15 protein-coding genes are annotated in these 20025 nt (G+C 63.8%); 5 read left to right on the plus strand and 10 right to left on the minus strand.

What is annotated here, in order from left to right; all coding sequences use genetic code 11:
• Positions 1-48: 48 nt before the first annotated feature.
• Together KZJ38_RS32945 and KZJ38_RS32950 are read left to right on the plus strand one after the other, a co-directional pair.
• The gene (locus KZJ38_RS32945; protein WP_219803776.1) at positions 49-726 is read left to right on the plus strand and encodes a heavy metal response regulator transcription factor; all 678 of its coding nucleotides are present in this window, start codon (positions 49-51) and stop codon (positions 724-726) included.
• Positions 708-2210 (plus strand): ATP-binding protein, encoded by a 1503-nt coding sequence (locus KZJ38_RS32950; RefSeq protein WP_219801212.1) that lies wholly within the window; start codon positions 708-710, stop codon positions 2208-2210. Before KZJ38_RS32945 ends, KZJ38_RS32950 begins: the two co-directional genes overlap by 19 nt.
• Here KZJ38_RS32950 and KZJ38_RS32955 read toward each other — a convergent pair.
• From KZJ38_RS32955 to KZJ38_RS32970, 4 genes are all read right to left on the minus strand, one after another.
• Complete coding sequence (locus tag KZJ38_RS32955; RefSeq protein WP_425518391.1) at positions 2179-3798, minus strand: efflux transporter outer membrane subunit; 1620 nt, start codon at positions 3796-3798, stop codon at positions 2179-2181. The genes KZJ38_RS32950 and KZJ38_RS32955 overlap by 32 nt on opposite strands.
• 65 nt (positions 3799-3863) lie before the next feature.
• Positions 3864-5129, minus strand: coding sequence for an efflux RND transporter periplasmic adaptor subunit (locus KZJ38_RS32960; protein WP_219801213.1), 1266 nt, complete (start codon positions 5127-5129; stop codon positions 3864-3866).
• A gap of 107 nt (positions 5130-5236) precedes the next feature.
• A complete protein-coding gene (locus tag KZJ38_RS32965) occupies positions 5237-8446 on the minus strand; it encodes an efflux RND transporter permease subunit (RefSeq protein ID WP_219801214.1) in 3210 nt (1069 codons plus the stop codon).
• A gap of 209 nt (positions 8447-8655) precedes the next feature.
• Positions 8656-9186, minus strand: coding sequence for a c-type cytochrome (locus tag KZJ38_RS32970; protein WP_219801215.1), 531 nt, complete (start codon positions 9184-9186; stop codon positions 8656-8658).
• A gap of 485 nt (positions 9187-9671) precedes the next feature.
• Between KZJ38_RS32970 and KZJ38_RS32975 the strand changes: the two genes are divergently transcribed.
• Positions 9672-10004, plus strand: coding sequence for an L-rhamnose mutarotase (locus tag KZJ38_RS32975; protein ID WP_219801216.1), 333 nt, complete (start codon positions 9672-9674; stop codon positions 10002-10004).
• An 86-nt stretch (positions 10005-10090) separates the two neighbouring features.
• Here the strand turns inward: KZJ38_RS32975 and KZJ38_RS32980 are convergent, their stop codons facing one another.
• From KZJ38_RS32980 to KZJ38_RS32995, 4 genes are all read right to left on the minus strand, one after another.
• Positions 10091-11086 carry a helix-turn-helix domain-containing GNAT family N-acetyltransferase gene (locus tag KZJ38_RS32980; RefSeq protein ID WP_219801217.1) on the minus strand — a complete coding sequence of 332 codons (996 nt, stop codon included), beginning with the start codon at positions 11084-11086 and terminating at the stop codon, positions 10091-10093.
• A gap of 216 nt (positions 11087-11302) precedes the next feature.
• The gene (locus tag KZJ38_RS32985) at positions 11303-12400 is read right to left on the minus strand and encodes an alpha/beta hydrolase family protein (protein WP_219801218.1); all 1098 of its coding nucleotides are present in this window, start codon (positions 12398-12400) and stop codon (positions 11303-11305) included.
• Positions 12401-12584: 184 nt separating this feature from the next.
• Positions 12585-13997, minus strand: coding sequence for an MFS transporter (locus tag KZJ38_RS32990; protein WP_219801219.1), 1413 nt, complete (start codon positions 13995-13997; stop codon positions 12585-12587).
• A 70-nt stretch (positions 13998-14067) separates the two neighbouring features.
• Complete coding sequence (locus KZJ38_RS32995) at positions 14068-15183, minus strand: NADH:flavin oxidoreductase/NADH oxidase (RefSeq protein ID WP_219801220.1); 1116 nt, start codon at positions 15181-15183, stop codon at positions 14068-14070.
• A gap of 331 nt (positions 15184-15514) precedes the next feature.
• Between KZJ38_RS32995 and KZJ38_RS33000 the strand changes: the two genes are divergently transcribed.
• Positions 15515-16465: a LysR family transcriptional regulator gene (locus tag KZJ38_RS33000; RefSeq protein ID WP_246641893.1), complete on the plus strand. Its 951-nt coding sequence runs from the start codon at positions 15515-15517 to the stop codon at positions 16463-16465.
• 106 nt (positions 16466-16571) lie between these two features.
• Here KZJ38_RS33000 and KZJ38_RS33005 read toward each other — a convergent pair whose 3' ends face one another.
• Complete coding sequence (locus tag KZJ38_RS33005; RefSeq protein ID WP_219801221.1) at positions 16572-17384, minus strand: alpha/beta fold hydrolase; 813 nt, start codon at positions 17382-17384, stop codon at positions 16572-16574.
• A 219-nt stretch (positions 17385-17603) separates the two neighbouring features.
• Here KZJ38_RS33005 and KZJ38_RS33010 point away from each other — a divergent pair, with 219 nt between their 5' ends.
• Positions 17604-19208, plus strand: a complete 1605-nt coding sequence (locus KZJ38_RS33010; protein ID WP_219801222.1) for an alpha/beta hydrolase family protein — start codon at positions 17604-17606, stop codon at positions 19206-19208.
• Between the two features lie 138 nt (positions 19209-19346).
• Here the strand turns inward: KZJ38_RS33010 and KZJ38_RS33015 are convergent, their stop codons facing one another.
• On the minus strand, positions 19347-20000 hold the full coding sequence (locus KZJ38_RS33015; RefSeq protein WP_219801223.1) for a peroxiredoxin: 654 nt from the start codon (positions 19998-20000) through the stop codon (positions 19347-19349).
• Between the last annotated feature and the right edge of the window lie 25 nt (positions 20001-20025).

Consider the following 20025-nt stretch of genomic DNA (forward strand, 5'->3'; position numbering starts at 1 on the left):
CGCGAAGAACAGCCCGACATGGCGTTCAGCGTTTTGCAAGGTACCCATATGCGGATTCTGGTCGTCGAAGACGAGCCCAAGACGGGCGCTTATCTGAAGAAAGGGCTCGAAGAATCCGGCTATAGCGTCGACATCGCGGCCGACGGCGCCGATGGCCTGATCCTCGCGCAGGAAGAAGACTACGACGTCATCGTGCTCGACGTCATGCTGCCGACCATGGACGGCTGGGCCGTGCTCAAAACGCTGCGCGCAACCCGCGCGACGCCGGTGCTGTTCCTCACCGCGCGCGACGACATCGACGACCGCGTGCGCGGTCTCGAACTCGGCGGCGATGATTACCTCGTCAAGCCATTCGCCTTCGTCGAGCTGCTCGCACGCGTGCGCACGCTCGCGCGCCGCGGGCCGCCACGCGAAAGCGAGTTGCTTAAAGTGGGCGACCTCGAAATCGACGTCAACCGGCGGCGCGTCAAGCGCGGCGCGAACCGCATCGACCTTACGCCGCGCGAATTCTCGCTGCTCCAGCTCCTTGCGCGCCGCCAGGGCGAAGTGCTGAGCCGCACGCAGATCGCGTCGTACGTGTGGGATATGAACTTCGACAGCGACACGAACGTCGTCGAAGTCGCGATCCGCCGGCTGCGCGCGAAAATCGACGACGGCTACGACATCAAGCTGATCCAGACCGTGCGCGGCGTCGGCTACGTGATCGAATGCAAAGCGCCCGACTGACGGCCGGCCGGTCGCTGACCACGACGCTCGCGCTCGCCTTTGCGGGCACGACGATCGCGGTATTTGCGCTGGTCGGCAGCGTGCTCTACTTCGCGCTCGAACGGCAGATCACGCAGCAGGACGACGATGAGATCGTGCTCGCGGCACGCCATACGCGGCGCCTCGCCAACGAACTGCGGTCATTCGACGATGTGCGCGCGCATGCGGACCGGCTCACGAGCCAGGTGCTCGGCAACACGGCGCTGTCGATGGACGTGCGCGACGCGCACGGCAACACGCTGTTTAGCCACAACACCGAGGGCGGCGCGACGTCGATGGTCGAGCCGCTCGTCGCGACACAACATGTTCCGCAAGCCGCGCGCATCACCGGCACGGCCATCGTCGAAACGCAGCAGGGCTCGCGCATGCCGGTGCGCGGTCTCGCCACCGATGCGACGCTCGCCGACGGCAGCGCGGTCACGATCGTCATCGCGCGCGACATGACCGATCGCTGGCTGCTGCTCGACCACTACCGCGACCGGCTGTACGGCGCGGGCTTCGGCGGCATGCTGCTCGCGTTCCTGATGAGCTGGATGCTCGTGCACGAATCGCTGCGTCCGCTGCGCGAGCTCGCCGCGCATGCGGCCGCGATCACCGTGGACCGATTGCACGCGCGCATGAAAATCGACAATGCACCGCGCGAACTCGCGGCCGTGATCGCCTCGCTCAATGCAATGCTCGACCGGCTGGCCGGCGGCTTTCAGCGGATGTCGCAATACACGGCCGATCTCGCGCACGATATGCGCACGCCGCTCGCCAATCTGCGCGGGTCGACCGAGGTCGCGCTGTCGCGTCCGCGCGACGCCGGCGAGTATCAGGCCTTGCTCGAATCGAACCTCGAGGAATGCGAGCGCTTGTCGAGAATGATCGAAAGCGTGCTCTTTCTGGCGCGCGCCGAGCATCCGCAGTTCGTCACGCGTATGAAGACGCTCGACGCGCATTCCGAACTCGCGCGTGTCGCCGACTACTTCGAGGGCATCGCGGACGACGCGGGCGTGAAAGTGCGCGTCGCAAGCACCGCGCCCGTCGCCGGCGGAACCGGCGGGACCGGCAAAAGCGGCCGTCAAAGCGTCGGCAGCGAGGTCCGCGCCGATGCGGAGTTGTTCCGGCGCGCGGTGTCGAATCTGCTCGCCAATGCGATACGTCACACGCCGCGCGGCAAGGAAATCACGCTCAGTGCACAAGCACAACCTGCGTCCGGCGATTTGCGCGTGACTGTCGCGAACGAGGGCTCGCGTATCGATCCGTCCTTGCTCGAGCGCGTATTCGACCGTTTCTATCGCGCTGACCCGTCCCGGCACAACGCGCCGGCGGGACCCGCGTCGACGGGCCTCGGGCTCGCGATTGTGCGCACGATCATGGAACTGCACGGCGGCAGCGCCTACGCCGAAAGCGACGAAACCAGCACGCGTTTCATTCTGGTTTTCCCGCTGGAGCGGAAGTAGCTAAAGCCGAAGTGGCTAAAGCCGAAGCAGTTGAAGCCGAAGCAGGCGAAGTCGAAGCAGGCGAAGTCGAAGCAGCCGCATCCAGCACCGCCCGATCCCACCCTCCTCCAAGCGCCCTCATCAACTGCACGCTTGCATCGATGCGGCGCGCGTCGATCTGGTCGACGGCGCGTTCGTTCGTCAGCGCAATCGTCTGTGCGGTCACGACGTCGAGATAACTGACGGCGCCCGCGTTAAAGCGGTTCGTCGTCAATTGCAGCGAGCGGGCCGCGGCGGCGGCTGCGAGCTGCTGCGTCTGCGCTTCGCTCGCCAGCGTCGTCAGCGCGGAAAGCTGATCCTCCACCTGCTGAAACGCCACGAGCACGGTTTGCCGATAATCGGCGACCACGCCGTGGTACTGCGCGTGCGCGCCTTCTAGTGCCGCGTCGCGGCGGCCGCCGTCGAAGAGCGTGCCGGCAATCTGCGCGCCGAGCGACCAGAAGAGACTCGGTGCCGTCAGCCACGGTGCGAAAAAAGTGCTTTCGAGGCCCGCGCTCGCCGACAGCGTGAGGTTCGGATAATAGGCCGCGCGCGCCTCGCCGATCTGCGCATTCGCCGCCGCGACGCGTCGCTCGGCCGCAGCGATGTCGGGCCGGCGTTCGAGTAACTGCGACGGCAAACCCGGCGGGATGTCGGGCACCGACACCGCGGCGGTGCGCGGCGCGATCGTGAATGTCGAGGCAGGCTCGCCGATCAGCGTCGCAATCGCGTGCTGCAACTGTGCGCGCTGCACGTCGATATCGGTGTCCTGCGTACGCGTGCTTTCGAGCTGCGTCTGCGCCTGCGCAACCGCCGATGCATCGACGACGCCCTTCTGGAACTGCTGTTGAATGATCTTGAGCGCGGCTGCATAAGCGGTCACCGTATCGTCGAGAAGCTTCTTCTGGATATCGAGCGCGCGCAGATCGAAGTAATCGGCGGCGAGATCCGCGCTCACGGACAAACGCACCGCGTCGAGGTCCGCTTGTGTCGCCTGCGCCTCATCGCGTGTGCCGACCGTCGCATCGCGCACGCGGCCGAACAGGTCGGGCTCCCAGCTCGCGTTGAGGCCCACCGAATAGTCGGGCTCGGTCACGCCCGCGAGCGAGCGGTGCTTGATGTTCTGCGACGTGCGATAGCGCATCGTGGAAGTGCCCGCGCTCACCGTCGGAAAGAAGCCGGAACGCTGATACGCCACCAGCGCGCGCGCCTCTTCCAGTTGCGCGACGGCTTTCCTGACGGTCTGGTTCGAGACGTCGACGCGCGCTTCGAGGCTGTTTAATTCTTCGTCATTGAAGACGGTCCACCAGGGGCCGCGCGGCGTGCCGTCGGCGGGCGCGGCAAGCGACCAGCCGTTTGCGGTTTGCGTTCCCGACGAAGACGAGGACGAGGACGACACCGGCGCGTTCATGGCCCCTGCTTGCGAGCCGGCATAGTGAGCTGGCACATCGACATCCGGCCTGGTGTAGGCCGGCAGAGTCGAGCAGGCCGCAAGCGAACACGCCAGCGTGGCGACAAGCACCACAGAGAAACGGTTACGCTTCAACAACACGGGCGACGTTGTCATCATCGACTCCTGATTCCTTGCATCGGCATCAGCATCAGCATCGGCATCAATACCAGCATCAGCGCGCGTCATTTGCCGGCCACCGCAACACCGTGCATCGTCGATACGGACGGTTCGATAGCGACCGCTTCGCCCGCCACGATCGCATCCCCCGGGTTGTTGATCACGCGGTCGGCCTTCGCGAGCCCCGTCGCAACTTCGACATAGGTGCCAAAGTCGCGGCCAATCGTCACGGTCTTCAACTGCACCTTGTCGTCCGGGCCGGCCACCGCGACTGTCACGCCATCGGGCCGGAACAGCAGCGCGCTAACCGGCAGTTCGAGCGCCGGATGCGCGGCATCGAGCCGCAGATGCACCTGCGCGTAAGCACCCGGCAGAAGCGCCCCGTCCTTGTTATCGACATCGACTTCGACGCGCAGCGTGCGGCTGACCGGATCGATCGCTTCGGCGCTGCGCGCAACCTTTGCGTCAAAGCGCCGCCCCGGATATTGCTGCGTCGTCAGATAGACCGGCGTGCCGGGGCGCACCTCGCTCGCATCGTTTTGCGGCACATCGATATAGACACGCAACGTGTTCGTCTCCTCGATATGGAACAGTTCGCCCGGCATCGCCGCGAGCCCCGGCGTGCCACCCGCGGTCACGAGTGCGCCGACGTCGACGTTGCGCGCAGTGATCACTCCATCGAACGGCGCCGTCACCTTCTCGTACGACACGAGCTCCGACAAACGCGCGACATTCGCCTGCGCCGACGCAAGAATCGCGCGTTTCGCCTCCATGTCGCTCGCTTTCGCATCGGCGTCCTGCTGTGCGACCGATTGCGTCTGCAGCAGCTCCTGCCAGCGCTTTGATGTCGTGTTCGCGTAGTCGTAGTTGGCCTGCGCGGTCGCCGCGTCGGCGCGCGCCTGACGCAATTGCGCATCGAGTTCCGGCGTTTCGATCACGGCGAGCGTGTCGCCGGCTTTTACTTTCGCGCCGATATCGGTGTACCAGTGCAGCACATAGCCGCTTGTGCGCGCGTAGATCGATGCATCCGCATATGGCATCACCGAGCCCGGCAGCAGCAGTTCGCTCGATGCGGGCGCGGGCTTCGGCATCACAATCGATACGGGCAGCGCGCGTTGCGCCGCCACCTGCTCCGTCAACGCGCGTTTGGCTTCGAGCCGCGGCGCGAGGCCGACCGCGAGCAGGACCGCGGCGAGTCCGCCGATCGCGAGCGGCAGCACGTAACGGCGCCGCGGTCGTGCGGCCGGCGGCGGTGCATCCGCACGCTGCTCCGGCGCGTTGTTGTCGCTCGACTGTTCGAGCCCGGCATCCTCGGTTTGGGGGGTATTCATCGCGGTTCTCTGGAAGAAGGCATCACCGACAGGTCGCATTGGGTCGCAATAGGTCGCATCGGGTGGCATCGGGTCGCTGAACGAAGCTCTGTCACATGTCGCACATGTCACGCGTGCGCGGAATTCGCGGAATCAACCGCACGCCCCGCATTCCTGCGCCTGGCGAGCCAGCTATGGACCATGCCGAACACCACCGGCACGAAAATCAACGTCGACAACGTGCCGGCCGCGAGTCCGCCGATCACGGCGCGGCCAAGCGGTGCGTTCTGTTCGCCGCCGTCGCCGAGGCCCAGCGCCATCGGCAGCATGCCGATCAGCATCGCGAGCGCCGTCATCAGCACCGGGCGGAAGCGGCTGAAGCCCGCGTCGAGCGCGGCGGCCAGCGGTTCGACACCGGCCGCGAGTTTCTCGCGCGCGGTGTTGATCACGAGAATGCTGTTCGCGGTCGCAATGCCGATGCAGAGAATCGTGCCCGTCAACGCGGGGACGCTTAACGTGGTGTGCGTGGCGAACAGCATCCACGAGATGCCGGCGAGCGACGCGGGCAAGCCGCTCACGATAATCAGCGGATCGAGCCACGACTGAAAATTCACCACCATCAGCAGATAGACGAGCACGATCGCGAACACGAGGCCGAAGCCCAGGCCGTTGAACGATTCGTTCATCGACTGCACCTGGCCGCGCACGATAATCGACGAGCCGGGCGGCAAATGCGCGCGCGCCGCGTCGACGAGCTTCGACACGTCCGACGCGACGCCGCCTAAATCGCGCCCTTGCGCGGACGCGAAAATATCGAGCACCGGCTGCACGTTGTAATGCGAGACCACCGCCTGCTGCGTGCCGCGCGACATCGTGCCGAGCGTGCCGAGCAGATTCTGCGGATTGACCTTCGGCGAAACCGTCGTGATCGGAATATTCGCGAGCGTCTGCAGCGAATGGATGTCGTATTGCGGCACTTCGGCCATCAACGGGTAGCTGACGCCGTTTTTTGGGTCGAGCCAGAAATTCGGCGAGGTCTGCGAACTGCCGGACAGCGCGATCAGCAGGTTCTGCGCGACGTCGCGCTGCGTGAGGCCCGCCTGGATCGCCTTGGTTCGGTCGACGTTCACGTTGATGGCCGGTGCGTCGCCGGGCTGCTGGATGCGCGCATCCACGAGACCGCGCACGCCGCGCAGTTTCGTCAGCAGGTCGTTTGCGACCACGCGGTTCGCATCGAGCCTGTTGCCGACGATCTGCACATCGATCGGCGCGGGTAGGCCGAAATTGAGGATCTGGCTCACGATGTCGGCCGGCAGAAACGCGAACGTCACGCCGGGAAACGACGCGTTGAGCACATTGCGCAGCGTCGCGACGTATTGCGCGGTCGGCCGGTGGTCCGGCTTTAACGTGATCAGGACGTCCGCGTCCTCTGAGCCGATCGGGTCCGACGAGTCGTAAGTCAGATTGATGCCGCTGACCGGCACGCCGATGTTGTCGAGTATCGAGCCCTGTTCCGAGGCCGGAATCACATTACGGATTTTTGCTTCGACTTCGTCGGTGATACGTGCGGTTTCTTCGATGCGCGTGCCGGTTGGTGCACGCAAATGCAGGCGGATTTCGCCGGTGTCGACTGCCGGGAAAAAGTCGCGACCGATAAACGGTACGAGCACGAGCGAACCGAGGCACAGCAGCAGAAACAGCGGAATAAAGCGGCGCCGCTGGGCGATCGCGCGTTCGAGCGCGCCGCGATACACCTTGCGCAACGCCTCGAAACGCCGTTCGAAGGCAGCCTGAAAGCGTGCGAATACGGCAAAGCGTCCGTGCGGCGAGTTGTTGTGCGATGCGTGCTCCACTTTCTTGCGCGCGCGCATCAGATACATCGCGAGCGTCGGAATCAGCGTGCGAGAAAAGAAGTACGACGCGCACATCGCGAACACCACCGCTTCCGCAAGCGGCACGAACAGATAACGCGCCACGCCAGACAACAGAAACATCGGCACGAACACGATACAGATCGACAGTGTCGAAACGAATGTCGGCACCGCGATTTCGCCGGAGCCGTTCAGAATCGCATCGTGCAGCGCTTCGCCGTTCTCGAGATGATGCGTGATGTTCTCGATCGCGACCGTTGCGTCGTCAACCAGGATGCCGACTGCGAGCGCGAGGCCGCCCAGCGTCATGATGTTGATCGTCTGGCCGAGTGCCGACAGCGCGACGAGCGACGTCAACACGGCGAGCGGAATCGACACCGCGATAATCAGCGTCGCGCGCCAGCTGCCGAGAAACAGCAGAATCATCGCGGCCGTCAGGCAGGCGGCGATCGCCGCTTCGCGCACCACGCCGTCGACTGCCGACTTCACAAAAACCGACTGGTCCGACAACGGCGTGACTTTGAGCGCGCTCGGCAGGCCCGCCTCGATCTTCGGCAGCATCGACTTCACCTGCTGGATGATCGTGAGTGTCGATGCGCTGCCGGTCTTTTCGATTTCGAGCAGCGCCGCGCGCTTGCCGTCGCTGCGCACGATATTCGTTTGCGGCGCGTAGCCGTCGATCACATGCGCGACGTCGCGCACATAAACCACGCCGCCGTTCACCGTCTTGATCGGCAGGTTATTCAGCGCCTCGATCGAGTCGGTGCTGCCGTTCATCTCGACGTTGTACTCGCGCGTGCCGATTTTTGCGGTGCCGCCCGGCAAAATCAGGTTCTGTGCATTCACCGCGTTGACCACGTCGAGCGGCGCAAGGCCCTTCGCCTGCAGCGCGGCCGGATCGAGCTCGACCATCACCTGGCGGACTTTGCCGCCGAACGGCAGCGGCACGGCCGCGCCTTGCACGGTGGCCAGCTGTGTGCGGATAAAGCTGTTGCCGAGGTCGTACAGCGATTGCTCGGGCAGCGTATCGCTCGACAGGCCGAGTTCGAGCACCGGCACCGTCGACGCGTTGTACGTAATGATGTTAGGCGGCAAGGTGCCGGGCGGGAGGAGCCGCAATAGCGATTCGGAGTTCGACGACGCCTGCGCCACGGCGCGGTTGATGTCAGCGCCCGGATGAAAGAACACTTTCACCACGGCGACGCCGTTCAGCGATTGCGATTCGATATGCTCGATATCGTCGACGTCGGTCGTCAGCGCGCGTTCGTAGATCGAGGTGATCCGCTGCGACATGTCTTGCGCGGACAGGCCGTTGAACGACCATACGATGCTGACCACCGGCACGTTGATGTTCGGGAAGATATCGGTCGGCGTGCGAACGATCGCGAGCGGCCCGACGATAAACAGCAAGATAGCCAGCACGATGAACGTGTACGGGCGCTTGAGCGCGAGCTTGACGATCCACATTGGCCGGATTTCCTCGAAGGTGAACGACGCGCGAGTGTCCTCGGCGCTTGAGCGCTTTGGCGCTGAAGCGGCCAGCAGATGTCTCGCGATGAAGATCAGTCTGCGCCGCCGGCCATTACCCGATTCCGACGCATTGATTACGAGTCTGTTATCTGCGCGTCGATATGCTGTGCCGCGCGGCGCCGTGAGTTGCGATTCCTGGGCGCCGTTCAGTTCGCGCCGGACTTGAGCGTGTCGTACCGGTCTTTCGTGATACCGCGACCGTTATAGAGAAACGCGGCCAGTTGCCAGATCGTCGCGTCCGACTGCGTTTTGCCGAAGGAAGGCATTGCGGTCATATTCACGCCGTGCTTGATCACCCAGAACATCAATGGCGGGTTGTTGCGGCGGCTTGCCGCGAGCAGTTGCGGCGCCGCGGGTTCGATGCCCTGCCCGACCGCGCTCAATGGCCGGTCGGGTGCGCCGTGACATAGCGCGCAGGTCGAGTCGTACATGCGCGCGCCGGCGCGGACATTTTCGAGCGACATCAGGTCGGCCGGCGGCAGGTCCTTGCCGCCGTGCCGGTGCAGCGAGGCTTCGTACGTCCGGTGCAGCATCCATGCGATGACCGGGTTGTCTTTCGAGCTGGCCGCGACGTTGTAGAGGCCGGAATAGATAAACGCGAGGCCCGCGGCGGCGGACAGCACAAGCAATGCAACCGCCGTCGCGACAACGGTGGCGAGTCGGGAACGAGTGGACATACCGGTGGATACCTTTGTGCGTGGAAGGTTAAGCAGAACGCTCAGGCAAAAGACTCAAGCGAGCGTCGCCCGATCGTAAGACGTACTGCTTTGCCGTTCGCCGTCGCGCGGATTACCGTTCTGTTATCTTCACTCGAATGCGCTGAGCGTGATTACGGCGTGCGACATGCGTTTTCCAATGTGCACGCATCACGCACTCACAGGCCGGGCCAGGCTAGGCCGATTCGTCCGGCGCACCTTCCCAATAGATGTTGAAGCTCATCAATGAAGTCAGCGTAAAGCGCTGAACCTCATAGCTGTCCGCATTTCCTGATGGAACTGCACGTGAGCTGATGTGCGGCCGCGCCGAATGCAATATGGGTCGAGCAGATTCCGCCGCTCGCTGGCTTGCCGCGCGCATGCATGAGCATTGCCCGCGTAGGCAATGTGCAACCTGCAGTGCAGGTACGATAGGCGCTTCTTGAACTCACACAACGGAGCATTGGATGCGCAAGATGGCCATGCTGGTCGGCATCGCGCCGGAGAAAATCGCCGAATACAAGGCGCTGCACGCGGCCGTATGGCCTGCCGTTCTGGCACGCATCCGGCAGTCTAATATCCGCAATTACTCGATTTTCCTGCGCGAGCCGGAAAATCTGCTGGTCGGCTACTGGGAATACCACGGCGACGATTTCAATACCGATATGGCGGCGATCGCGGCCGACCCCGAGACGCAGCGCTGGTGGGAATTGACCGCGCCTTGCCAGACGCGGCTTGCGAGCGCCAGGGATCACGAACAGTGGTCGATGATGGACCAGGTGTTTGATCTCGACGGCTAGTGTCGAGCGGCTACGAGGCTAGCGGCCAGCACGTTGATGCGACGCCGCTCTTGATGAACGCCAAGGCTGCGTGATCACCTGCGTGCCTAGCCACGCGGCTCACCGCGCGACGGCCGGTCAAAGCGCTGCTCGACCACCGGCTGTCCCCAATGCATGCCCTCGGCTTCGTGCGTAAGCGTGAAGCCCTCCGATTCGTACAGATGACGCGCGGCGTCGAGCCCTTTGAACGTCCATAGAAAGGTCTCGTTGAAGCGCGCGTCGACGTAATCGAGTGCTTTCGCGAGCAGACGGCGCCCGACGCCGGTGCCGCGCACCGCGTCGTCGACGATAAACCAGCGCAGGTGCGCTTTGCCGGTCGCCTCGTCGCCGTCGATGGCGATCGAAGCGAGCGTGCGGTCGTCTTGCACGTAGCACCACAATTCCTTGCCGCTGGCGGGCAGCTGGTAAGCGAAGTCGGCCAGCTCCGATGCAACGCGCCGCTCAAAGAACGCGCCGAAGCCCGACTCGCGCGCGTAGTAACGCCCGTGCAGGGCCGCGATATCGCCGATGCAGCCGGGCCGGTAGCCGGTCTCGATCTGCCCCGCCGGCGCGAGGGCGGGCGCGTCGCGCGCCGTCTTGCCCGTGTCGTTATCGACTGCGAGCGCATCCGCATAGAGCGCGAGCGATCGCACGAGCGCCTGCTGATCCTCCGGTACGAGCTTGCGCAATGCATTCGACACCTGGTCGGTCGCGAAGCGGTCGATCTTTCTGCGCAGTTTTTGCCCCGCTTCGGTCAGATAAAGCAGCGACGAACGCGCGTCGTCGCTCGACGTCTCGCGATAGACGAGCCCGCCTTCCTCGAGCTTCGCCAGTTGCCGGCTCGTATTCGATTTGTCGAGGCGCAGCAGATTCGCGAGATCGCGCGCCGGCATGCCCGGCGCGCCGCCGATCTCGATAATCGCGTGGCACGCGGACGGCGCAAGCTCGCTGTTGGCAAGCGTCGAGCGCATGAAGCCGAGTTCGCGCACAAGCTTGCGCGAGAACTCGCGCAGTTCGAGGATCGTGCGGTCGCGCGACTTTTCGGGTTGTGCGACGAAGTCCATGGCGGGCCTCCCGGCCTGTCCGGCCGCTCTTATCTGGTTGCGATGTGCAACCAATATAATTGCGGACCGCAACTTGTTCAAGCGGATTTTGCAGGGGATGTGTAACGGATGGGAGTGATGCGTTGCATCACAGGGCGGCTCGTTTTGAGCTGCCCGTGCCTGTGACGCCTGGTGTTGCGGCGCGCCGAGCCCGGCTGCCGCGCCTCGTTGTTTCGCTCAGTGCGCCGCAGTGCCGAGCCGCGCTTCGAAGAACGCGGTCGCCGCATTGAGCGTCAGCCGATGCACTTCGTCCTGGCGGACCGCCTGCGCGCATGGGGGTATCGTTGCGCGCGCCGCGGCGGCGCAGGTCGCAAGGAAATCGTAGTGCGTCACGCCGTCGAGGCGCGTGAGCATTGCGTCGGGAATCAGGCGTGCAGCGACCACGGCGTTCGATGGCGCGGGCGCGACCGTATCCGCATCGCCCACGAAGATGCGCACGGGTGTGTGCAGTGCCTCGAGGCTCGCGGGATCGATCTCCTGCACGAGCGCCGGCGCCATCACAAACACCGCGCGAACGTGCGCGATGCCGTGATTGTCTTCAGCATGCGCAAACGCGGCGCGAATCTCGGGGCGCTCGATTTCGCGATAGTAATCCTGCTGCGTCACCGTGAATTCGAGTTGCGGCTTGCACATTGCATCGTCGGGATGCACGCGGCACAACTGCTCGAGGCGGCTCGGCTGAACGCGCGCGCCGGCTGCCACCAGCGACGTAAAGCCGCCGGCCGAAAAGCCCGCGATACCGAGCCGCGCAATATCGATGTGCGGCCCGACGAGCGGATCGCGCGCCACTGCATCGAGCGCGACGCGCAGGTCTTCCGCGCGATCCCACGACAGCAATGCGCCCGGTATCGTCATTGGGTCGCCTGCGTTGTTGCCGGGGTGATCGACCGCGACGACGACATAGCCGTCGCGCGCGAGCGCGATGCCGAACCAGCCCATGATGCGGGCGCTGCCGCCGAAGCCGTGCGACAGCAGAATGACGGGGCGCCGCTCGCCTGCCGCAAAAGGCGCGTTGGGCGCGTCGGCGCCGACGTTGAAGAGCGGTTTGTCCGGTGGACCGATCGTAACGGGTCGTTCCACCGCGTCGGCACTCGCCGGATACCAGACGGTGATGCGCAGTTGCGTGCGATGCTGCGCGTCGCGCAGGCTCGCGGTCGGATCGTACGCGGTGCGGTGAAGTTCGCCGACCGGCGCTGCGCAAGCAGCCGTGCCAACGATAAATGTCAGCAGAAATGCCGCGGCCTTTGCAGCGGTCTTCCCAAGCAGATCGCGCATCGTGTCTCCTTCATGATCGTTTTTCCGGGTGACTGATCGTCGCAGCCACACCGTTATTCTTTCACGCGAACCCGATTACACGAAGCATAAAGCACGCGCGCGGCATTCAACCGTTGAAAACGGCTAAACACCGCGCGCTTTTGAAACATCAGCGTACCTCGAGGCAGGCTCGCTTTGGGGGCAGTCAGTCCGGCATGCCCTTTCCGCGCGTTTCCGGCAGGAACCACGGCAGCACGATCCCGATCACATAGACCGAGCCGAGCGCCATCGCCGCTTGCGGCACGCCACCGAACGACTTGATCATGCTGCCTGCGATAATCGGAAAGACCCACGCAATCAGCCGCGCCGCATTGAACACGAAGCTGATCGCCGTCGAACGGACGGTGCTCGTGAACAGTTCGCACGGATAGATCGCCATCCATACGTACGCGCAGCCGAGCGTGAAAAAGCCGTTGATCGGCGCGACGACCATCATCGCTTCGACGCTCGACGTGAATTTGTAGGTGATCACCGTCGTCACGAGCGAGCCGACGAAGCTCAGCGACAGAAACGCCTTGCGGCCGATCGCATCGATAATGAAGCCCGCGACCATATACGCGACGATCGCGCCGATCGTGTACGAGATCGACACCTTCGAGCCCCACGACATTGGGTCGGCAATGTTTTGCGCTTTTGCGATCGCTACGGTGTGTGTGGGCAGCCAGCTCGAGATCGCCCACCAGCCGACCGTCGTGACGATCGACAGCACGAGCAGAATCAGCGTGCGGCGTGCGGCCTCGCGCTCGTTGAACAGTTGCGCGAGCGTGAAAGGACGTTTTTCGCTGTGCGTCGTTGCGGTTGCGGCTGCATTTGCCGCTCCGTTCACCCCTGCATTCGTGCCTCGTTGCGCGGGCGACGATGCGGACACCGAAGCCGACGTCGCATTCCAGCGTTTCTCGCGCACCGCGCGCTGCCATTTCTCCGATTCGTTCACGCCGCGCCGGATATACAAGACGAACAGCGCGGGCACCGCGCCGAGCACGAACATCAGACGCCATGTTTCGGCGCCGAGCGGATGGAGCGACGACATCGCGTACCAGACGACCGCGGCCGTCAGCGTGCCCCAACCGAAGCCCGATTGCAGAAAGCCGGCGCCTTTCGCACGCGCTTCCTCGGGCCACGTCTCGGACAGCAGCGCAATGCCCGTGCTCCATTCGCTGCCCATTGCGAGGCCGGTCAGAAAGCGCAGTGCGCACAAGGTCCAGACCGTATCGGAGAGCGCAGTGAAACCGGAGAACAGGGCGTATAACAGTACCGACCACAGCATCATGCGCTTGCGACCGACGTAGTCGGCGAGAATACCGCCGACGAGTCCGCCGATGCCCCAGCCGAGCAGCGTGATGCCGATCACGATCCCGGCGTAGATGGTCGACGATGCGGCCTGCGCCGGCGTCAGCACCGAATGCAGCATCGGCACGAGCACGACGACCAGCACGAGCGCCTCATAGCCGTCGAAGATCCAGCCGAGAAAGCTCGCGCGCAGCACGCGCCAGTGCATCGCCGTCAGACCGTCGTACCAGCGGCCGCGTGCGCCGACCGCAATTTGCCCTTGTTCCATCGTGCTTTGTCTCCAATGTACTTGCCTGCGTCCTACTGCCGGTTCGTGTGCCGGCTTATTGCATTTTCTTTTACCGCTGTCCGAACGACGCGCCGCTGAACACCTTGTTCACGCCGCGCGGCTCGCTGCGCCAGTATTGCGGCGGCGCCGTCACGCTTGCGCCGAGTTCCGCCGCCGCATGCCACGGCCAGCGCGGATCCCACAACACCGCGCGAGCCAGCGCGATCAGATCGGCCTCGCCGCTGCGAATGACCTTGTCCGCATCGGCCGCCTGCGTGACGAGGCCAACGCCGACCGTGGTCATGCCGGTCGCCTCGCGCACCGCCTTCGCAAACGGAATTTGATAATGCGGGCCAAGCGGAATCTTCTGCAATGGCGACAAGCCGCCCGTCGACACGTCGATCCAGTCGCAGCCAAGCTGTTTCAACCGCAGCGCGAGTTCGATCGTGCCGTCGAGTTCCCAGCCGCCCTCCACCCAGTCGGTCGCCGACACGCGCACGCCGAGCGGCTTGTCCGCCGGCCACGCGGCGCGCACCGCTTCGAATATCTCGAGCGGAAAGCGCATGCGGTTTTCGAGCGAGCCGCCGTATTCGTCGCTGCGTTGATTCGACAGCGGTGACAGAAACTGGTGCAGCAGATAGCCATGCGCGAAGTGCAATTCGATCGAGGCAAGTCCAACGCGCGCCGCGCGCCGTGCACTCGCGACAAACGCGTCGCGAATCCGCTGCAAGCCGGCACGATCGAGTCCGGCGGGTGTCGCTTCGCCGTCGCGCTGCGCGATCGGCGACGGCGCAAAGGTCTGCCAGCCGCCGTCTGCGGCGGCGATCAGCGTGCCGCCTCGCCACGGCGGTTCGCTCGAGGCCTTGCGGCCCGCATGGTTCAGCTGCACGCCGATCGGCATATCGCTGAACTCGCGCACGTCCTCGAGCACGCGGGCGAGCGCGCGCTCGTTGTCGTCCGAATAGAGGCCGAGACATTGCGGCGTAATGCGTCCCGCCGGTTCGACCGCGGTCGCTTCGAGCAGCATCATGGCCGCGCCGCTTTGCGACAGGTTGCCGATGTGAATGCGATGCCATGCGCTAGCCGAGCCTTCGATCGCGCTGTACTGGCACATCGGGCTGATCACGATTCGGTTCGCCAGTTCGAGCGAGCCGAGCTTCAGAGGAGAGAAAAGTGTTGCGTCCATCGATTCGATTGAGTTCAACGGATTGAATGAAATGAAAGCCGCGGGCGAGCAGATTGCCGAACGGCATTGCATAAGACCGTCGCTGTATGCCGCGGCCCGCGCGTTCAGTGCGGGCCTCGCGGCGCGCGATGGCTCGCCGCCGCGGATGCCACCTGCCGACGCCTGCGTCCAACGCTGGATGGGTTATAGAATGCGGTTTGGCGCACCATTTGAGAATTTCTGATTATTCAGCGCTGCCATCGCCAATCGAGATGGATCGTCGATGGAGGTCGCCAGCCGCTAAAGAACCGCAAAACCAGGGGGAAACCCGTACATGGAAGGGTGCTAGAGCATGCGCGCCACCGAGGAGCGTCCGCTGCGCTTCGACATCGAATCGCTGCGGATTTTTGTCGCCGTCGTCGAAGAAGGCAGCATCGCGGCCGCGTCGGGCAGGATGCATCTGGTTGCGTCGGCGGTCAGCAAGCGCGTGTCGGATCTCGAAGCCGAGGCTGGCACGCCGCTGCTCTATCGGCATAGCCGCGGCGTGCTGGCCACGCCGGCCGGCGACGCACTCTATCATCATGCGAAGCGGCTCGTCGAGCATCTGCAGCAGATCTCCGACGAACTGTCGGAGTACTCGCAAGGCTTGCGCGGCCATGCGCGCATTTACGTGAATTTCACCGCGATGGTGCTGTATCTGCCGGCGGCGCTCAATTCGTTTCTGCATGTGAATCCGCAAGTGCGCGTCGATATGGTCGAGAAGACCAGCGACGAAGTCGTGCAGGCCATCGCCAGCGGCGTCGCCGATCTCGGCATCTGCGCGGCCTCGCGCGATGCATTGGGCGACCTGCAGGTGCGTCCCTATCGCGTCGACAAACTCGTGCTGATCGTGCCGAAGGCACACCGCTTCGCCGAACGCACGCGCGTCGCCTTCGACGAGACGCTCGACGACGATTTCGTTTGCATGCCGTACGGCACGTCGATTCCGAAACTATGCCGTGCAGCCGCCGAACGCGCGGGCCGGCGCATGCGCGTGCGCATCGAGGTGACAAGCTTCGAGGGCGTGCGCAATATGGTCGGTGCGGGTCTCGGCATTGGCGTATTGCCGGAGGGAAGCGTGCTGCCTTATCTCGAGTCGGCGGGCATTCGCGCCATCGAACTCGAAGAACCGTGGGCGTTCCGGCCGCTCGTGATCGTGGCGCGCAACTTCGATACGCTGCCGATGCCGGCGCGTATTCTTGTCGATCATTTGCAGAAGGATGCGGCGGCGGTTGTGCCGGTCGTTGGGCCGCGTGCGGCGTGACGATCGGGATGCGGCCTTGAATACCACGGCTTTGAATACCGCTTAAAAAGCGAGTTTCGAAGCCGCGCTGCATTGCGCTTCGTAAGCTCTGCCCCGCCCCGTCAATTCACACAAGTTGCGCAAGGAACGATTCCAGCGCGCGATTGAATTGCGCAGGCCGTTGCAGCGGCGCGAAGTGACTGACACGTTCCAGTAGCTGCCACTGCGCCCCCGGAATGCTGCGCGCCAGATACTCGGCGTGTTCGCGCTTGATGAATTCGTCATGTTCGCTTTGCGCGATCGTCACCGGCACGCGAATCTGCGCGAGTTGATGCGCGCTCCAGTTCGGCTCGGTCTTTTGCATCGTGCTAACCGCTTCGACGAATGCATCGAACTCGTGCGGCGTGGCCGAAAGCTGCCGATAGTCCTTCACATGCCTTTCGAAGCAATGGTCGATCACCGGCGTCGCGACGAAAGGTTTCGCGCCGTCCGGGCTCATATTGCAGCCGAAGAAGAACACGCCGGCCACGCGCTCGGGCGCTTGCGCCGCGAGTATCAGCGACGTGCACGCGCCGTCGCTCCATCCGATCAGCGCGACCCGTTCGAGATGCAATGCGTCGAGCACCGCGCGGACGTCCGATGCCATCAATTCATAGCGATAAGGACGCGCGTCGCGTGTGCTGCGGCCATGGCCACGGCTGTCGATCGTGACGACGTAATGCCCTGCTGCCACGAGCGCCGGCACCTGGTGACCCCAGTTCCCGCTATGACCGAGGCCGCCATGCAGCAGCACGACCGGCACGCGGTCGCCGCGCATTCCGCAAGCCGCATACCAGAGGCTTGCGCCATCGTGTTCGATATGGCCTTCACGCTCGCTTGCGGGTAACGGCGGTGCACCTGTTGCAGCGAACTGTGCGAGGTCGTCGTCGCATGAATGCATGTTGATTGTCTCCGTTCTCTTGTGCGTGTTCTCATGCGCGCTCTGCTTCGAGTGCGGGTGGTTGTGTGCGCAATTTCTCTCCTGCCCAGGAATTCGCGCCGATGTCCGGTGTTATGCCACATGCCCTGCTGGTTTCTCGCCGTTCACTAAGGGCGAAACAATGCTTGCATATGCATGCGATCGGCAAATGCGTTTCTTTTTTACCGGAGAAAGACACCTATGCGACGACTCTACACGATGATCAAAACCGCCACCGCACTCGGCGTGCTGCTTGGCGCCGTGCACGCCTACGCGCAAACGATGCAGACCGCGCCTGTTGCTTCAGACGCGAACAGCAATGCGAACACTGCGAACACTGCAAGCACCAACGCAAGCACCGCCGCCGCTGCCTCCGCGCAACTCCTGCTGCGCGGCATACCGACGGGGCGACCGGTCAATAAGGAAACGCTCACGCCCGCCGCTTTCACGGCACTGCTTCAAGCAAAATCGCCTGCGCTGCTGCAAATCGCGGGCACGCCGAAGTGCACGGTCAGCCTCTATTCGCTCGGCTATCGCACGGTCGGCGGACACGGTGAACCGACGACCGCCACCACCGGAGTGATGCTGCCTTCCGGCTCCGCCGCCGGCTGCTCGGGCACACACCCTGTCGTGCTCTATTCGCACGGCACGTCGACGGACAAGCACTACGACGCCACCAATCTTAACGGCGATATCGATGGCGAAGACGACGCACTGCTCGTCGCCGCCGTTTTCGCAGCGCAAGGCTATACCGTCGTCATGCCGAACTACGCAGGCTATGCGGGTTCGACCTTGTCGTATGCGCCGTTTCTGAATGCAGACCAGCAGTCGGCCGATATGATCGACGCGCTGCGTGCCTCACGCATCGGATTTCCGTCCGTGCTGGTCGACAGCATCGTCAACAAGCTGTTCGTCACCGGGTACTCGCAGGGCGGCTACGTCGCCGCGGCGACCTTGCGCGCGATGCAGCAATTGCCGCTCGAATTTCATCCGGTGGCAATGGCGGCGGGAAGCGGTCCGTACGCACTCTCGCATCTGGTCGACGAAGAAATCGACGGTGCGCCGAGCGCCTCCGCGCCGCTGCTGTTCGGTCTGGTGACGGACAGTTGGCAGAACTCGTACAACAATGTCTATCGCGTGCCGACCGAGGCATTCGCTCCGCAATACGCGGCGCGCGCGCCCACGCTGTTTCCGACCACGGAGTCCGAAGCCACGCTGTTTGCTGAAAACGTGATACCGGCCACCGCGCTATTCGAGGCCGGTTCATTGCCGCCGCCGAATTTGTCCAATCCGGACACGGCTCTGGTTGTGCAGTCGGGCTTCGCCGCCACCAACTTCTTTCTGAACACAAGCTTTCGCGAGCAGCTGGTGGCGGACGTCGCCGCCAATCCGTGCAGCGATGCGACGGGCCAACCCATTGCGAACTGCGCGCCGACGACCGGGTTCCGCCAGGACGCGTTGCGCAACGACCTGCTCAATTTCAAGCCCAAGGTTCCGCTGCAACTGTGCGGCGCGCATTCGGATAGCGTCGTGTACTTCTCGAACGCGCAAATCGCCGCGAAGTTCTTTCAGCAGGAAGGCGTGGACGCGTCGCAGCTGACCCTGATCGACGTCGATCCGGGCAACGCAGCGCCATCCGGGCCGTTTGCGGCGCTACAGGCCGGATTCTCCGCGGCGCGTGCGCAGGACGCCGCGCAGCTCGGCAACACGCCGACCGGGCAGCTCGAACTGTCGATCGATATTCATACGCTGGCGGCGCCGTTCTGCGTGGTCGCCGCGCGGAGCTTCTTCCAGAGCATCAAGTAGGTCAAGGCGCGAGGCGCATGCGCGTCGCGCCTGGCCTGCGCGGGCGGCGAAGCAATTCACGCGCTTCGCCGCCCGCGATCTGTGCAGCCTTTGCGAACTCCGCGAACTCCGCGAACTCCGCGAGCAATGTGCAGCGGGTTATTTCGGCTGCGTGACGTACCGAAGATACGGCTTTAGCGTCTTGAATCCCTGCGGATACTTCTTGTGCGCATCGTCGTCCGATACCGAAGTCGGGATGATCACGTCGTCGCCCGGCTTCCAGTTCACCGGCGTGGCGACTGCATGCTTCGCGTTCAACTGCAACGAATCGAGCAGACGCATCACTTCGTCGAAATTGCGGCCCGCGCTCATCGGATAAACAAGCATCGCCTTCACTTTCTTGTCCGGACCGATCAGGAATACCGAACGTACGGTCGCGTTGTCGGCGGCAGTGCGCGTGCCGCCGCTCGCGTTCGGATGAATCATGTCGTATAGCTTCGCGACCGCGAGGTCCGAGTCGCCGATCAACGGATAGTTGACCGCGTGGCCCTGCGTCTCCTCGATATCCTTGACCCATTTCTGATGGTCAGTCACCGGATCGATGCTCAGCCCGATGATCTTCGTGTTGCGCTTGTCGAACTCGGCTTTGAGGCCGGCCATATAACCGAGTTCGGTCGTGCAGACGGGCGTGAAATCTTTCGGATGCGAAAACAGGATGGCCCACTTGTCGCCGATCCAGTCGTGAAAGCGGATCGTCCCTTCGGTGGTTTCGGCAGTGAAATCGGGCGCGTCTTCTCCTAAACGAATCGACATTTTTCAGCCTCCTTGAGTTGAGCGC

The sequence above is a fragment of the Paraburkholderia edwinii genome, assembly GCF_019428685.1.
Taxonomy (GTDB): domain Bacteria; phylum Pseudomonadota; class Gammaproteobacteria; order Burkholderiales; family Burkholderiaceae; genus Paraburkholderia; species Paraburkholderia edwinii.

Coding starts and splice junctions, on each gene's coding strand:
- KZJ38_RS32945 (WP_219803776.1), top strand. CDS start 49: ATGCGGATTCTGGTCGTCGAAGACGAGCCCAAGACGGGCGCTTATCTG.
- KZJ38_RS32950 (WP_219801212.1), top strand. CDS start 708: ATGCAAAGCGCCCGACTGACGGCCGGCCGGTCGCTGACCACGACGCTC.
- KZJ38_RS32955 (WP_425518391.1), bottom strand. CDS start 3,798: ATGATGACAACGTCGCCCGTGTTGTTGAAGCGTAACCGTTTCTCTGTG.
- KZJ38_RS32960 (WP_219801213.1), bottom strand. CDS start 5,129: ATGAATACCCCCCAAACCGAGGATGCCGGGCTCGAACAGTCGAGCGAC.
- KZJ38_RS32965 (WP_219801214.1), bottom strand. CDS start 8,446: ATGTGGATCGTCAAGCTCGCGCTCAAGCGCCCGTACACGTTCATCGTG.
- KZJ38_RS32970 (WP_219801215.1), bottom strand. CDS start 9,186: ATGTCCACTCGTTCCCGACTCGCCACCGTTGTCGCGACGGCGGTTGCA.
- KZJ38_RS32975 (WP_219801216.1), top strand. CDS start 9,672: ATGCGCAAGATGGCCATGCTGGTCGGCATCGCGCCGGAGAAAATCGCC.
- KZJ38_RS32980 (WP_219801217.1), bottom strand. CDS start 11,086: ATGGACTTCGTCGCACAACCCGAAAAGTCGCGCGACCGCACGATCCTC.
- KZJ38_RS32985 (WP_219801218.1), bottom strand. CDS start 12,400: ATGCGCGATCTGCTTGGGAAGACCGCTGCAAAGGCCGCGGCATTTCTG.
- KZJ38_RS32990 (WP_219801219.1), bottom strand. CDS start 13,997: ATGGAACAAGGGCAAATTGCGGTCGGCGCACGCGGCCGCTGGTACGAC.
- KZJ38_RS32995 (WP_219801220.1), bottom strand. CDS start 15,183: ATGGACGCAACACTTTTCTCTCCTCTGAAGCTCGGCTCGCTCGAACTG.
- KZJ38_RS33000 (WP_246641893.1), top strand. CDS start 15,515: ATGCGCGCCACCGAGGAGCGTCCGCTGCGCTTCGACATCGAATCGCTG.
- KZJ38_RS33005 (WP_219801221.1), bottom strand. CDS start 17,384: ATGCATTCATGCGACGACGACCTCGCACAGTTCGCTGCAACAGGTGCA.
- KZJ38_RS33010 (WP_219801222.1), top strand. CDS start 17,604: ATGCGACGACTCTACACGATGATCAAAACCGCCACCGCACTCGGCGTG.
- KZJ38_RS33015 (WP_219801223.1), bottom strand. CDS start 20,000: ATGTCGATTCGTTTAGGAGAAGACGCGCCCGATTTCACTGCCGAAACC.